Genomic DNA, 13,415 nt, shown 5'->3' with positions numbered 1-13,415 from the left:
GGTGGGAGTGGGGGGAGGTCCGGGGTGGCCTGTGGCGGGAGCGGAAGCGGGGGCGGGTCGGGAGCCGGCCGGTCGGCCGGGAGGAGCGCTTCGCCGGGGCGGGGCGGGGCGCCGGTGTGTGGTGGGCCCGGGGGACGAGGGCCGGGAACGCCGGGGGGCGGCTCGGCCGCCGTCCACCAGGGGGGCCCGCCTTCGGCCGGAGGGGGCTTCCGCTCGGCGCAGGGGCCGGTCGCCGCGGACGGGCCCCGGTCCGCCGCCCTCGGAGGCGGTTCCGTCCCGTTCACAGGAGTGTCCTGGTCCGGCCGGTGGGCCACCGTCCCCGCCGCCGAGGCGAACCGGTCGTCCAGGGAATCCGGCGCGGCCGTCGGCCCGGTGTCGCCGGTGGAGTCGTCGTACAGCTGCCCCCACCAGTCGTCCTCGGGACCGGTGGGCCTTCCCCCCTGCTGACTCATGCTCCCGATTGTCCACCGAGGGAGCCGGATGAAAACGGGGCATCCGGAAAATCCGACGCACCGGCACGCGCCGGTCGGCGTGTCGGGGGACGCGTCGAACGGTGTTGCGAGGTGGGGCGGCCGAGCGGTCCCACCCCCCACGGGAGAACCGCCCGGCGGGGCCACCTTGGCACGGTGACCGGCGGTACGGCGATGATGTCCCGAGGCGGGTTTGCGCCGTGGCCTTTTTCCGCCACGGACGCTCCGCTCAGACGGCGATGAGCTTGGTTCTGGGGAGGGACGGCGCCTGATGCTGGGAGTGCTGGGGCTGGAGGACACGCACGAGTCGGCGTACCGGGCGCTGGTGTCCGTGGGAGCGGCCGACGTGCCGGATCTGGCCCGGCGGCTGGCGCTCGGTGAGCAGGACACCGAGCGGGCGCTGCGCCGGCTGGAACAGAACGGGCTGGCGGCCCAGTCACCGGCCCGGCCCGGCCGCTGGGTCGCCGCGCCGCCGGGCGTGGCGCTGGGCGCGCTGCTCACCCAGCAGCGGCACGAGCTGGAGAAGGCGGAGCTCGCGGCGGCGCTGCTGGCCGAGGAGTACCGGGCGACGGCGTCCGAGCCCGCCGTGCACGACCTGGTGGAGGTGGTGATCGGCGCGGCGGCGGTCGCCCGGCGCTTCCTCCAGCTCCAACTCGGGGCGACCGAGGAGGTGTGCGCGCTGGTCACCGGCAACCCGATGGCGGTCACCGGCATGGAGAACGACGCGGAGGAGCAGGCCGCCGGACGCGGGGTCCGTTACCGGGTGGTGGTCGAGCGCGCGGTGCTGGACCTGCCGACCGGCATCACGGAGCTGACCGCCGCGCTGGGCCGCGACGAGCAGGTACGGGTGGTGGACCAGGTGCCGACCAAGCTGGTGGTCGCCGACCGGGCGCTCGCCCTGGTTCCGCTGACCGCTCACTCCTCGGAGCCGGCCGCGCTGGTGGTGCACGCGAGCGGCCTGCTGGAACTGCTGTCGGGCCTGTTCGAGTCGGTGTGGCGCGACGCCCTCCCGCTGCGGCTCGGCGCCTCGGGAGTGACCGAGCACGGCCCGGACGGGCCCGACGGCACCGATCTGGAAATCCTCTCCCTGCTGCTGGCCGGCCTGACCGACGCGAGCGTCGCCAAGCAGCTCGACCTGGGCCTGAGGACCGTGCAGCGCCGGGTGAAGCACCTGATGGAGCTGGCCGGGGTGACGACCCGGCTCCAGCTGGGCTGGCACGCGTACGAACGGGACTGGGTGGCCCGGAAGAGCTGAACGGGTCCCCGCCCGCGCCGGACGTCTGCGGACCGCACCCGACTCCGGCACCCTGGACAGATGGGAGCGTCGGGCCTCCTGCTGTCCGGCCTGGTCATCCTGCTCAGGCTGTGCGGCCTCCTGCTGCCCGGCATGCCGGGATCGTGGCTGGTGTGGGCCGGGGTCCTGTGGTGGGCACTGAAGGATCCGCGACCGGTCGCCTGGGCGGTCTTCGTCGGCGCCACCCTCGTGCTGCTCCTGTCCCTGGCGGTGCGCTGGGCTCTGCCACCCCGGCGGCTGCGCGCGGACGACGCCACCCACCGGATCACGGCGTACGCGGGCGCGGGCCCCTGCTCGGCTTCGTCCTGATCCCCGTGCTCGGCGCGATCCCCGGCTTCATGGGCGGCATCTACCTCGCCGAACGGCTACGGCTCGGCCGGCACGGCGAGGCGATGGCGGCCCTGCGGACGGTGATGCGCTCGGGCGGCTCCAGCCTGCTGACGGAGCTGTTCGCCTGCCTGCTCATCACCGGGGCGTGGCTGGGAGCGGTGCTGGGGCCTGCCTGACATCTAGGGCCTGTCTGACCAGGCACCCTCCAGGGTGAGCAGCCGCGTCTTGCGTTCCAGACCGCCCGCGTATCCCGTCAGGGAGCCGTCGGCGCCGATCACCCGGTGGCAGGGCCGCAGGATCAGCAGCGGGTTGGCGCCGATCGCGCCGCCGACGGCGCGTACCGCGGGCCGGGTGGCCCCGATGCGCGCGGCGATCTCGCCGTACGTCACGGTCGCCCCGTAGGGCACGGCGTCCAGGGCGGCCCACACCCGCTCCCGGAAGGCGGTGCCCTCGGCGCGCAGCGGCAGCCGGAACTCCTTCAGCTCCCCGGCGAAGTAGGCGCCGAGCTGCTCCTCGGCCTCCCGGAAGGGCCCGGGGTCGTGCCGCCAGCCGTCCTGGACGCTGCGGCCGCCCTTCTGTCCCGGCACCGACAGGGAGGTGAGCGCTCCGTCCCGGCCGGCGGTGAGGAGCAGCCGTCCGACGGGGCTGTCGATCCGGCTCCAGTACGTCACGGAAGCGGCGGTGGTCGCGGTCGTCGTGGTCGCGGTCGTCGTGGTGGTCATCGGTCTTGCTCCCACTCTCCTGCTGCGCGCAGGTGGTTCAGGGCGTACGAGCGCCAGGGGCGCCAGGTGTCGGGCACGGCCGGGTCGGGCGGGGCGACGTCCGGGTCGCCGAGGGCGCGGGTGCGGACGACGGCGGCCGTACGGGCGTCCAGGCCGGGCACGGCGAGCAGCGCGCGCTCGGCGTCGTCCCGGTCGGCGCCCGGGTCCAGGCGTACGGCGCCGTCGGCGAGGGCGGCGGCGAGCGCGCCCGCGGTGCCGTCCGGCTCGGCCCCGGCGAGGACGGCCGGTTCGGGGAAGAGGTGGGTGAGGGTGCCGCAGGGGGCGTCGAGCGTCTTGCCGTAGCGCTGGACCAGCCGCTCGGCCTCCGTGGGCCCCACCAGGGCCCGCACCGCGAGTTCCTCGGGGTCGGCGGCGCCGGGTGAGCGCAGCCCGGGGCGGGCGGCGACCAGCGGGGCGAGCCGGGGGTCGGTGCCGAGCCGTTCGTCCACGGCGTACGGGTCGGCGTCGAGGTCGAACAGGCGCCGCAGCCGCTGTACGGAGGTGGTCAGGTCGCGGAGGTCGGTGAGGTGGAGGCGGGCGGCGAGCCAGCCGCCGGTGCCGGAGCGCGGGGTGCCGGGCCGTTCGTCGACGGCGACGATCCCGGTGCCGTACGGGAGGCGCAGGGTGCGCCGGTAGACGCGGCGGCCGGGTGGACCGCTCACCTCCTCCACGCCCGCGACGGCCTCCCGTTCGAGCAGGTCGAAGACGGGGCCGGCCTGGTAGGGGCCCCGGTGGGCGAGTCGCAGCGGGATTCCGGCGGAGGGGGTGGCCGCCCGCCGCGCGGCCCGGTCGCGTGCCGGGGCGGCGGCGCGCAGCGCGCTCGGGGTGGCCGCGTACACGGCCCGGATGGTGTCGTTGAACTGCCGCACGCTGGCGAACCCCGACGCGAACGCGATCTCGGTGACCGGCAGTTCGGTGGTCTGCAGCAGGACGCGCGCGGTGTGCGCCCGCTGGGCGCGGGCCAGGGCCACGGGGCCGGCGCCGAGCTCGGCGGTGAGCTGCCGCTGCACCTGCCGGGCGCTGTAGCCGAGCCGGCCGGCCAGTCCGGCGACGCCCTCGCGGTCGACGACCCCGTCGCCGATCAGCCGCATGGCGCGGCCCACGGCGTCGGCGCGGACGTTCCAGTCCGCCGAGCCCGGTACGGCGTCCGGCCGGCACCGCCGGCAGGCCCGGAAACCCGAGCCCTGCGCGGCGGCGGCCGTCGGGAAGAACCGCACGTTGTGCCGTTTCGGCGTCATCGCCGGGCAGCTGGGCCGGCAGTAGATGCCGGTCGTCTCGACGGCGAAGAAGAACGCGCCGTCGAACCGGGCGTCCCGGCTGCGTACGGCCTCGTACCTGCTGTCCAGGACACTCCCGCGCTCCGCGGTCTCCCTCACGTTCTCCGTCACGCTGTCCAGTCTCCGCCAGGCCGGCGGACCGGGCTGGCGGAAATCGGACATCACGTTGGAGTGGCGGCTACCGCAGGCCGCCCCGCTTGGCCTCCATCGCCGCCTTGCCGATGGCACCCCGGCGCTTCCACTCCTTGCGGATCTCGGCGCGCACCCGGGCGTCCGTCTTGGCGACGATGCGCTGGTTCTCCCGCATCAGCTTGCGGTAGCTCTCCAGCCGCCGCTGGGGCAGCTCGCCGCTGTCGATGGCGGCCAGGACCGCGCAGCCCGGCTCGCTCTCGTGGACGCAGTCGTGGAACCGGCAGCCCCCGGCCAGCTCCTCGATCTCGGCGAACACCTGCCCGACCCCGACGCCGGCGTCCCACAGACCGACGCCCCGCAGTCCGGGGGTGTCGATCAGCACTCCCCCGCCGGGCAGGGCGAGGAGGTTGCGGGTCGTGGTGGTGTGCCGGCCCTTGCCGTCGACGTCCCGGATGGCCTGGACGCTCATCACGTCCTCGCCGAGCAGCGCGTTGGCGAGGGTGGACTTGCCGGCGCCGGACTGGCCTAGCAGGACCGCCGTACCGCCCGAGACCACGGCGGCGAGGACGTCGAGCCCCTCCCCCTGCTCCGCGCTGACGGTCAGCACCGGTACGCCGGGCGCGGCGGTCTCGACGTCCTGGACGAGGTACGCCAGCGTCACCGGGTCGGTGACGAGGTCGGCCTTGGTGAGCACGACCACCGGCTGCGCCCCGGACTCCCAGGAGTCCGCCGACTTGTGCAGCAGCGCGTCACCGCTCGAACTGGACATCGCAAGCGCGAGGAACCGCTCGATCCGCCCGAGGTCGAGTTCGACCGCGAGCGACACACAGATGATGATGTGATCGATATTAGTGGCCAGTACCTGGCCTTCGGAACGCTTGGACGACGTCGACCGTACGAAGGCGGTGCGGCGCGGCAGCAGCGCCCTCACGAACAGCGGATCGCTGCCTTCGGGATCGACGGCGACCCAGTCCCCCGTGCACACGACCTTCATCGGGTCACGCGGGACGACGAACTCGGTGTCGGCACGGACAGTGCCAGTCGCGGTGATGACGTCGCACAGGCCGCGGTCGACCCGCACGACACGACCGGGCAGGAGACCCTGCTCGGCAAAGGGAGCGAACTCGGCTTCCCAGCCCGCATCCCAGCCATACAGGGCGAGCGGGTGCGACAAAGCCGAACTCGAAAGAGAAGAGGAAGACAAGGGGTGACCCTTCACGAGGGTGGCCCCGGCACCGCGTACTCGGACGCGGAAAGAGACAGGTGAGGTCAGCCGACGGCCACAGAGGTGGACTGAATGAACTTCCGGATGCGGGCAACGCCCATCGCAACGACAGCCATCGGTCAACACCTCCCAGATCACACGCAGCGAACAACTGCGGCATGGAGCAGCCGCAAGAACGAGCACAACCCTAGCCACCCGGCCATACGATGCGCCAGCGATTTTCAGCACAGCACCTCAACGTGGCGAGGTCGCACGGCCTACGGTGGACGCGCAGACGCGGCGGGGCAGGGGACCCCGCTCGCCAGGGGAAGTGAGCGCGGCGGCCCGGTGGAGATCCCTGCCGTGGAGGAGCCGCGATCTGCGGCAACGAGGAGCGCTTGACGGGCCGCAGGACGATCCTCGACCGTCTCCCGCCACGAGTGGGCGGACAATTCCTCGGCGAGACCACGCCAACGGCTGCGGACTTCCCCGAGGCGACCACGCTGATCTTCGGTGATCTCGGCCCGTCCAGCCACGATGTCCGCGCCGCTGGACAACCCCGAGGTCATGTCTTAGCAGTGAGCAATCGCCTGCGCGAACGTACGCCTTGCGGCGACCAGGTCGCCGGGAATGAGGAACTCGTTCACGACATACGTGCTGGAGAGCGCGGGAGGTGCGGCGTGCGACTTCTCGGCCTCGGTCACGATACGCACGGCCCCCTCACGGAACTCCGCGTCGAACTTCCGCCTCTTCTCCGCCACAACTCCCAACTTCCCCTGCAGCCAGGGCCTCTACGCTACGAGGGGATGGTCAAATGACGGAATCAGTCGAACACGGAAGACCTCACTCAAGCGGCTTGACACGACATAGCAGGCTTGGGGGGGACTTCACCGGGAAGGCGGAGTGCGGCTATGTCACATGCCTCGGCGCTCCAAGGTAACCGCGCGACCGCCACAACGTGCCATCGGAGCACGGTCAGCCCGTGCCGTAGAGCGTCTTCAGGTCGATCAGTCGGACACTGGGGTCCGTCTGCGCGGCCGCGTATGCCCTGTCGTTGAAGCCTGCGCCGCTGAAACACATGAGTCGAGTGCCGGTGGTGTCGTAGCGGCCCGCTTGGGCGATGAGATCCCGGATGTGGCGAAGGCGCTCGATGTGAGCGATGCCCATCGTGTCGTTCCATTTGGCCTCGCCAATGGCCAGCAGCGGCGGCTTGGAGCCGTCGGCGATACCGACGACCGCCACATCCACCTCATGTCCGACGCGAGCCTTGGGATCGTGCACCACTCCGTGTCCGACCCGGGCGGGCAGACCACCGACCAGTTCCGGGTCGGCGTGATGCAGCGCCCAGTCGCGGCAGACCTGTTCGAAGTGAGGGCCGAGGACGTTGCTGGTGAAGCGGCGACGGCTGGCCTGCCAGACCCGGGCTGCGCTGCCGGGGCGTTCCAACTGGTCCCATACCGGTCGCATGATGGCGTGATAGAAGCCGATCAGCGGTTCGGCGATGCGGTAGGTGGGCCGGTTGTCGCGGAAGGCGTCGGCATCCCGGTGCAGCAGACCGGCGTCCTCAAGGACATTGATGGGGTGCGCGATGTCGGTGGCCTTGCGTTCCAGGTACCCGGCCATACCCCCCCGGGTGGCATTGCCGTCGGCGACCGCGGCCAGCACGGAGAGATACAGGGCGGTGTCTCGTAGGTCGGGTTCTTCCGCGAGCAGATAGCGGGCCTCGCGGAACAGAGGAGTCTCAGGGTTGAGGACGGTGCGGACGACCCAGTCGTCGAAGTCGTCGGCGCCGTTCGGGGTGTCGCCGCGGGCGAATTCTCGTCGATACGCAGGTGTACCGCCGACGATCGCGTTGACCTTCAGGGCCAGGTGCGGGTCTGTGATGTTCCAGAATTCGGCCGCAAGGCGGTGGTCGAGAGGACGGACAACCAGCTCCAGCCCTGCCCGGCCGCGCAGAGGTGCGTTGCCGGCCAGCAGCCTGCCCATGAACGACAGCGCCGAGCCACAAAGCAGCAGCCGGGTGCGGGAGCCGCTGCGCTGGTCCCGCAGAGTCCGCAGAGCTTCTTGGATGATCGAGGGAAGCTCCGGGTTCGCCTTGGCGAGGTACGGGAACTCGTCGATCACGACGGGCACGGGCCGCTCGGTGCCCAGCGCCAGGAGCGCGTCGACGGCCTCGGCCCAGTCGGCGAAGTGGTACGGACTGGCGGGTCGCACATGCGCCGTGAGCGCAGCACTGATACGCCGCAGGGACTCAGCATCGGCGGCCTCGGTCGCCCCGAAGTAGAACCCACCCGCGGCACGGCAGGCCGCGTCGAGCAAGAACGTCTTGCCCTGACGGCGCCGCCCGGAGACCACACCGAGCGTCGCTCCGGGCTGTTCATCTTCGATGAACCGTGTCAGCGCCGACCATTCGTAGTCGCGGTCGAACATCTCGACGGGCTTGTCCATGCTTCTCCGATACCAAGAAGTAGAACCACAGATCCATAAACTGTACTCCTACTTCCACAATGAACGCGTTCGGATGACTGGTGAGCCTCCGCAATCGTCCCCGAACTACGCCGGCCGCTTGCCGGCGACTGGGGGCATCGCACCCCATGTGGCGGGTCAGCTCATCGCGGACGAGCAGGTCCCCCATCACCCCCTCATTCCCAGCACCAAGGCATGGGGCAGATCGTCCGAGCTCGCGATTTGGCGCACGGGTCGCCTCGGCAGTGCAGCAGCTACGGAACTCCAGGTTCTTGACTTAAAGGTCAAGAACGATGGTAGTGTTCTGATCATGGGAAGGCCCAAGCAGTTCGACCCGGATGCCGCCGTCGAGCACGCCATGAACGTGTTCTGGCGGAAGGGCTATGCCGCGACCACGCCGCAGGACCTCGTCGATGCGATCGGCATCGGCAAGGGCAGTCTCTACAACACCTTCGGCAGCAAACACGCCTTGTTCGAGCTGGCACTTCGCCGCTACCGCGACAGCCAGGCCGTCGCCCTCATCGAGATGTTCGAGGAGCCCGGCCCGGTCAAGGTGCGCCTACGCAGGACGCTGAGGCTACTCGCCGAGATGGACCTTGCCGACCCGGACCGTCGGGGCTGCATGGCCGTGAATACCGCGGCAGAACTCGCAGGCACGGACCAGGTGGCAACCGAGCTTGTCCAGCACATGTTCGCCCGGACCGAGGACGCCTTTTGCGCGTTGATCGAAGAAGGGCAACGTTCCGAAGAGATCGCACCGGAACGTGATCCCGCAGCCTGGGGAAGCCTGCTGCTGAACACGGTCGTCGGCCTGCGGCTCATGGCGCGTGTTGCCGAAACCCCTGATCGACTCGCCCGGGTGATCGACGCGACGGTCGACTCTCTCTAAGCCGAACCAGCAGCACTCTTTCCACCTGGGTGACTGCTGCCCGCATTTTGTACTTACAAGTCAAAAATTGGAGTGTCGTGCACCTCAACCTCACCGCCAAGACGGCCGTCGTCACCGGTGCCAGCCGCGGCATCGGGCTCGCCACCGTCCGGACTCTCACGGCCGAAGGTGTCCGCGTCGTCGGCGCTGCCCGCACCATCACGCCCGAGCTGAAGGAAGCCGGCGCGCACACGGTGTCTGCTGACCTGAGCACCGCCGAAGGCGTCGCCACGCTCATGGACAGCGCCCTCAGAGAGCTGGGCGGCATCGACCTACTGGTGAACAACGTCGGGGCCGGGGACGACGTGGAGCCCGTCGGCTTCCTCGACACCGACGACTCTCGGTGGACCCGCATTATCGACCTCAACCTGCTCAGTGCCGTCCGTGCCGCCCGCACGGCTCTGCCGAGCCTGATCGAGCGCCGTGGGGCAATCGTCAATGTCGCGTCCATCAACTCCCGTCTGCCCGCCGCCGGGCCGGTCGCCTACAGCGCGGCCAAGGCGGCCCTCGCCGCACTCGGTAAGTCCCTGGCCGAGGAGTTCGGGCCCCAGGGTGTGCGCGTGAACACCGTCTCGCCCGGAGTGGTCCGCACGGCCATATGGGAGGACCCCGAAGGATTCGGTGGCAAGGTGGCGGCCGGGGCCGGGGCGGATCACACCGCATTCCTCCAGCACATCCCGGAAGCCTTCAACATCACCACCGGCCGCATCACCGAACCCGAAGAAGTAGCGGCCCTGATCACGTTCCTCCTCTCCGACCTTGCAGGCAACATCACCGGCGCCGATTACGTCATCGACGGTGGCACCGTCAAGACGCTCTGAACCGGAGCGTCCCGCAGGGGCGAGGCTGATTCCTACGGCTGCGGGACGATAGGCGCCCGCTGCGCAGCCATAGGAAATGACATGCCCGTGAGACGGAATCTTCTGGCCAAGCCGTGAGACAGATAGCAAATCCGCAGGTCATAGGCCTGCTCTATGCCACGGGTCGCGAGATCCTACAGACATTGTGGGATCTCAGATTCCGTGGCCGAATCTCACGAACGATGGCCAAGCGGCGGCCACTGGCAAGACTCCGCAGGTCGGAGCCTTGCCCTCGGTGGCCACCCCGAGGATTCGGACATACTGACGCAGACCCGCCGACGTGAAGCAGCTCCCCACGACGACTCAGGGTGGGGAGCTGCTTCATGCCAGGGCGGCGGGGCCGGCCCCGAGTACGCGGCGTCCGGCGGCCGGACGCGGCTCCGCTTCGCCAGGGTTGTCGGCGGGAAAGGGTCCGGTACCCAGCGGGCGGCGGTCGGTCATCCACCCCGGCCGGGCGGTCCCCGGTCCGGACCGGCCCAAGGTGCACGCGCCATCTCGAGTGCGAGGGACCCAAGCCTCGCCTCCCAGCGGTCCTGGCGGGGCGGGCGGTTGAGGGGTTCGGTCAGCCAGTCGGCTCAGCCCCCGCAGCCACCGTACTCAAGCGAGCTCACTGCAGGGTCGGTGCCGGGCAGCAGATTGCCGTACTCGTCGTAGGTGTTGACGATAGGCGTGGTGGCATCCACCAGCGGAAGCCGGGTCGTGCAGGTTGGTGAGCTGCAGCACCACGTCCCCGTCTGCACCTGTCGTGGCGATCAGGTTGCCGGCCAGGTCTCGAGGTTTCGGGTGATCTTGCCGTTGGCCTCGGTGACTTTGCGGTCGCGATTGTCGTACTCGGTGCGGGTGGTGTTGCCCGCGCCGTCGTCGGACTTCGAGCGGCCCCGGCCGTCCGGTGACGTCGGCGGCCGGCGGCCCGCGTCGCGGCCCGCCGGCCGGTTCCCGGCCGCCGGGTTCACGCCTCGGCGGTTTCGTCCTCCGGCAGGCTGTCCATGAAGGAGCTGACCGAGAAGACGGCGCGGCCGGCGCCGGGCAGGCCGTAGCCGGGGGGCGAGGACAGGCCGAACTCGTCCATCGTGGCGCGGTAGGCCTCCAGCAGCCGGATGTGGTACTCCAGCGGCGCGCCCTGCGGGTTGGCCTTGCCGAGCGGGGTGGTGGGCTCGGGGCACCAGGTGGTGAACCGGGGCGTGATGCCGTGCGACATGAAGAAGCGCAGGCCCTCGGTGGTGGACGCGATCGCCTCATCGACCGTCTTGAAGCCGAAGGGCTCGGCCATCTCCACGCCGGCCACGAAGTTGGGGATGACGTTGCGGGCGCCGAAGACGTCGGTGGAGTCGAGGATGCGCTTGTGCCACTCGTCGCGGCCGACGTACCGCTCCTTGCCGGGGCAGTACATCTTGAACAGGTACTCGTCCCACACCTCGAAGTTGGGGTGGTAGATCTGCACGCCGTAGTCCTTGAAGCGCTGGACGTCCGGCTTGGGCAGGGCCTGGGCGACGACCTTGCCGATCCAGCGGCCGGGGAAGTGCTCCTCGATGGCCTTGGCGTACCGCCCGTAGAAGTCGGCCTCGTCCAGACCCTGGACCTTCGACGTGATCGCGCCGCCGGTGAGCGTGTACGCGGTGGAGATCTTGGCGGTGTCGTACTCGTTGATGATCTCCAGCGCCTCAAGGACCTCGTCGACGTCCTTCACGCCCGTGTACGGCCGCCCGGCCGCCTTGTGCTGGCGCCAGTTGTGATTGATGTCGCAGTACTGGCACTCCTCCTTGGCGCCGAAGTACTGGCAGACGCGGAACGCGGTCAGGTAGATCAGGTAGCCCCACTGGATGGTCGGGGCCACCTCCATGACCGACTTCCCGTTGGAGAGCTTGTGCCGGTAGTACTCGGGCATGGGCGGCACACCGACGTCGGCGATCCGCCTGCCGTCCAGGTAGAGGCCGAGGACACCGTCCTCGTTCGCGGCGACGCGGTAGGGCGAGGACGGGTTCACGCGGACCGAGACGACGGTGCGGCGCAGGTCGTAGGGGCCGCCGGTGAGGATGATCTCCTCGGGCGGGCGGCGCAGCGCGGCCTCGCCCAGTTCGGGCAGGGTGCCGTGGTCGAAGGAGAAGATGAAGTACGACTTCGGCTTGACCTCGCCGTCCTCGTTGTCGCTCAGCGCGGAGGGGTCGAAGGCCACCCCGCCGCGGAGCAGGTCCTCCTTGAAGACGGCTTCCCGCGGTACGTGCGGAAAGCGCTCCATCAGATCCTCGACCAGCGCGGTACGGCTGCCCATCCCGTGTCTCCTCCCGGCTCAGGCGTTCGACTTCTCACGGTATGCCCCCGCCCGTGGCTCTTCCCGCCCGGGTCCCCTCCTGGCGCGCCAGGTAGGTTTTCGGCGGAGGACTCCTGGTCCTCGCGGATCTCGAGATCTCAGCAAGGGGCTGCGGCATGACCGACACCACCGTGACCAATTGGGCCGGCAACATCACCTACACGGCCAAGGAGCTGCTCCGGCCGCACTCGCCCGGCGCGCTGCGGTCGGTGGTGGCCGGGAGCGCGAGGGTGCGGGTCCTGGGCAGCGGGCACTCCTTCAACGAGATCGCCGAGCCGGGCGCCGAGGGCGTCCTGCTGTCGCTGGCCGCGCTGCCGCCCGAGGTCGACGTGGACACGGCGGCCCGTACGGTGCGGGTGGGCGGCGGCGTCCGGTACGCGGAGCTGGCCCGGCTGGTGCACGCGCGGGGGCTGGCGCTGCCCAACATGGCGTCGCTGCCGCACATCTCGGTGGCCGGGTCGGTGGCGACCGGCACGCACGGCTCCGGTGTGGGCAACGGCTCGCTGGCGTCGGTGGTGCGCGAGGTGGAGCTCGTCACGGCGGACGGTTCGACGCTGACCCTGGCGCGCGGCGACGAGCGGTTCGGCGGCGCGGTGACCTCGCTCGGCGCGCTCGGCGTGGTCACGGCGCTCACCCTCGACCTGGAGCCGGCCTACGAGGTCGAGCAGCACGTCTTCACCGAGTTGCCGCTCGCCGGGCTGGACGCGGAGACGTTCCGGACGGTACTGGCGGCGGCGTACAGCGTGAGCCTGTTCACCGACTGGCGTGCGCCGGGTTTCCGGCAGGTCTGGCTCAAGCGGCGCACCGACCAGCCGCCGGTCGACTTCCCGTGGGCGGCGCCGGCCACCGAGAGGATGCATCCGGTGCCGGGCATGCCCGCGGTCAACTGCACCGAGCAGTTCGGGGTGCCGGGCCCCTGGCACGAGCGGCTGCCGCACTTCCGCGCGGAGTTCGTGCCGAGCAGCGGTGCCGAGCTCCAGTCGGAGTACCTGATGCCGCGCGAGCATGCCCTCGACGCCCTGCACGCGGTGGACGCGGTGCGGGAGACCGTCGCGCCGGTGCTGCAGACCTGCGAGATACGCACGGTCGCCGCCGACGAGCAGTGGCTGAGCCCGGCGTACGGGCGCGACACCGTGGCGGCGCACTTCACCTGGGTCGAGGACACGGCGGCGGTGCTGCCGGTCGTGCGGCGGCTGGAGGAGGCGCTGGCCCCGTTCGCGGCCCGGCCGCACTGGGGGAAGGTGTTCACGACGGCGCCGGCGGCCCTGCGCGGGCTGTACCCGAGGCTCGGTGACTTCCGGACCCTGGTGACGGAGCTGGACCCGAAGGGCAAGTTCAGCAACGCGTTCGTGCGGGACGTGCTGGCCGGCTGAGCCCCCGCGCGG

The 13,415-nt window shown here is 70.8% G+C and carries 11 protein-coding genes and 2 pseudogenes; 5 read left to right on the top strand and 8 right to left on the bottom strand.

Features of this window, described 5'->3' with window-relative positions:
- A pseudogene (locus tag RM812_RS36635) lies at positions 1 to 452 on the bottom strand (protein phosphatase 2C domain-containing protein); the annotation flags it as partial.
- A gap of 289 nt (positions 453 to 741) precedes the next feature.
- Between RM812_RS36635 and RM812_RS36630 the strand changes: the two are divergent.
- The gene (locus RM812_RS36630; protein WP_311583555.1) at positions 742 to 1,725 is read left to right on the top strand and encodes a helix-turn-helix domain-containing protein; all 984 of its coding nucleotides are present in this window, start codon (positions 742 to 744) and stop codon (positions 1,723 to 1,725) included.
- Positions 1,726 to 1,785: 60 nt separating this feature from the next.
- A pseudogene (locus RM812_RS36625) lies at positions 1,786 to 2,270 on the top strand (DUF456 domain-containing protein).
- A 3-nt stretch (positions 2,271 to 2,273) separates the two neighbouring features.
- Here the strand turns inward: RM812_RS36625 and RM812_RS36620 are convergent.
- From RM812_RS36620 to RM812_RS36600, 5 genes are all read right to left on the bottom strand, one after another.
- Positions 2,274 to 2,816 carry a methylated-DNA--[protein]-cysteine S-methyltransferase gene (locus tag RM812_RS36620; RefSeq protein WP_311583551.1) on the bottom strand — a complete coding sequence of 181 codons (543 nt, stop codon included), beginning with the start codon at positions 2,814 to 2,816 and terminating at the stop codon, positions 2,274 to 2,276.
- Positions 2,813 to 4,294, bottom strand: a complete 1,482-nt coding sequence (locus tag RM812_RS36615; RefSeq protein WP_311583547.1) for a DNA-3-methyladenine glycosylase 2 family protein — start codon at positions 4,292 to 4,294, stop codon at positions 2,813 to 2,815. The genes RM812_RS36620 and RM812_RS36615 overlap by 4 nt, the downstream gene beginning before the upstream one ends.
- A gap of 16 nt (positions 4,295 to 4,310) precedes the next feature.
- Complete coding sequence (gene rsgA, locus RM812_RS36610; protein ID WP_311583543.1) at positions 4,311 to 5,438, bottom strand: ribosome small subunit-dependent GTPase A; 1,128 nt, start codon at positions 5,436 to 5,438, stop codon at positions 4,311 to 4,313.
- Between the two features lie 602 nt (positions 5,439 to 6,040).
- Positions 6,041 to 6,229: a hypothetical protein gene (locus RM812_RS36605; protein WP_311583539.1), complete on the bottom strand. Its 189-nt coding sequence runs from the start codon at positions 6,227 to 6,229 to the stop codon at positions 6,041 to 6,043.
- A 214-nt stretch (positions 6,230 to 6,443) separates the two neighbouring features.
- On the bottom strand, positions 6,444 to 7,916 hold the full coding sequence (locus RM812_RS36600) for an AAA family ATPase (RefSeq protein WP_311583535.1): 1,473 nt from the start codon (positions 7,914 to 7,916) through the stop codon (positions 6,444 to 6,446).
- A gap of 328 nt (positions 7,917 to 8,244) precedes the next feature.
- On the opposite strand from RM812_RS36600, the gene RM812_RS36595 reads away from it, so the two are divergent.
- The gene (locus RM812_RS36595; protein ID WP_311583532.1) at positions 8,245 to 8,823 is read left to right on the top strand and encodes a TetR/AcrR family transcriptional regulator; all 579 of its coding nucleotides are present in this window, start codon (positions 8,245 to 8,247) and stop codon (positions 8,821 to 8,823) included.
- A gap of 77 nt (positions 8,824 to 8,900) precedes the next feature.
- A complete protein-coding gene (locus tag RM812_RS36590; protein WP_311583561.1) occupies positions 8,901 to 9,683 on the top strand; it encodes an oxidoreductase in 783 nt (260 codons plus the stop codon).
- Positions 9,684 to 10,474: 791 nt separating this feature from the next.
- Here RM812_RS36590 and RM812_RS36585 read toward each other — a convergent pair.
- Together RM812_RS36585 and RM812_RS36580 are read right to left on the bottom strand one after the other, a co-directional pair.
- The gene (locus RM812_RS36585; RefSeq protein WP_311583529.1) at positions 10,475 to 10,675 is read right to left on the bottom strand and encodes a hypothetical protein; all 201 of its coding nucleotides are present in this window, start codon (positions 10,673 to 10,675) and stop codon (positions 10,475 to 10,477) included.
- Entirely contained in the window at positions 10,672 to 11,991 is a 1,320-nt protein-coding gene (locus RM812_RS36580; protein WP_311583526.1) for a radical SAM protein, read from the bottom strand. The genes RM812_RS36585 and RM812_RS36580 overlap by 4 nt, the downstream gene beginning before the upstream one ends.
- A gap of 155 nt (positions 11,992 to 12,146) precedes the next feature.
- Here RM812_RS36580 and RM812_RS36575 point away from each other — a divergent pair, with 155 nt between their 5' ends.
- Entirely contained in the window at positions 12,147 to 13,403 is a 1,257-nt protein-coding gene (locus RM812_RS36575; RefSeq protein ID WP_311583523.1) for an FAD-binding protein, read from the top strand.
- Positions 13,404 to 13,415: the final 12 nt, after the last annotated feature.

It is taken from the genome of Streptomyces lancefieldiae, from assembly GCF_031845825.1.
Classification (GTDB): Bacteria; Actinomycetota; Actinomycetes; order Streptomycetales; family Streptomycetaceae; genus Streptomyces; species Streptomyces lancefieldiae.
The sequence above is the reverse complement of the archived record's forward strand: the minus strand, read 5'-3'. Positions and strand labels throughout refer to the sequence as shown.

Coding starts and splice junctions, on each gene's coding strand:
- RM812_RS36620 (WP_311583551.1), bottom strand. CDS start 2,816: ATGACCACCACGACGACCGCGACCACGACGACCGCGACCACCGCCGCT.
- RM812_RS36595 (WP_311583532.1), top strand. CDS start 8,245: ATGGGAAGGCCCAAGCAGTTCGACCCGGATGCCGCCGTCGAGCACGCC.
- RM812_RS36575 (WP_311583523.1), top strand. CDS start 12,147: ATGACCGACACCACCGTGACCAATTGGGCCGGCAACATCACCTACACG.
- RM812_RS36615 (WP_311583547.1), bottom strand. CDS start 4,294: ATGTCCGATTTCCGCCAGCCCGGTCCGCCGGCCTGGCGGAGACTGGAC.
- RM812_RS36600 (WP_311583535.1), bottom strand. CDS start 7,916: ATGGACAAGCCCGTCGAGATGTTCGACCGCGACTACGAATGGTCGGCG.
- RM812_RS36580 (WP_311583526.1), bottom strand. CDS start 11,991: ATGGGCAGCCGTACCGCGCTGGTCGAGGATCTGATGGAGCGCTTTCCG.
- RM812_RS36630 (WP_311583555.1), top strand. CDS start 742: ATGCTGGGAGTGCTGGGGCTGGAGGACACGCACGAGTCGGCGTACCGG.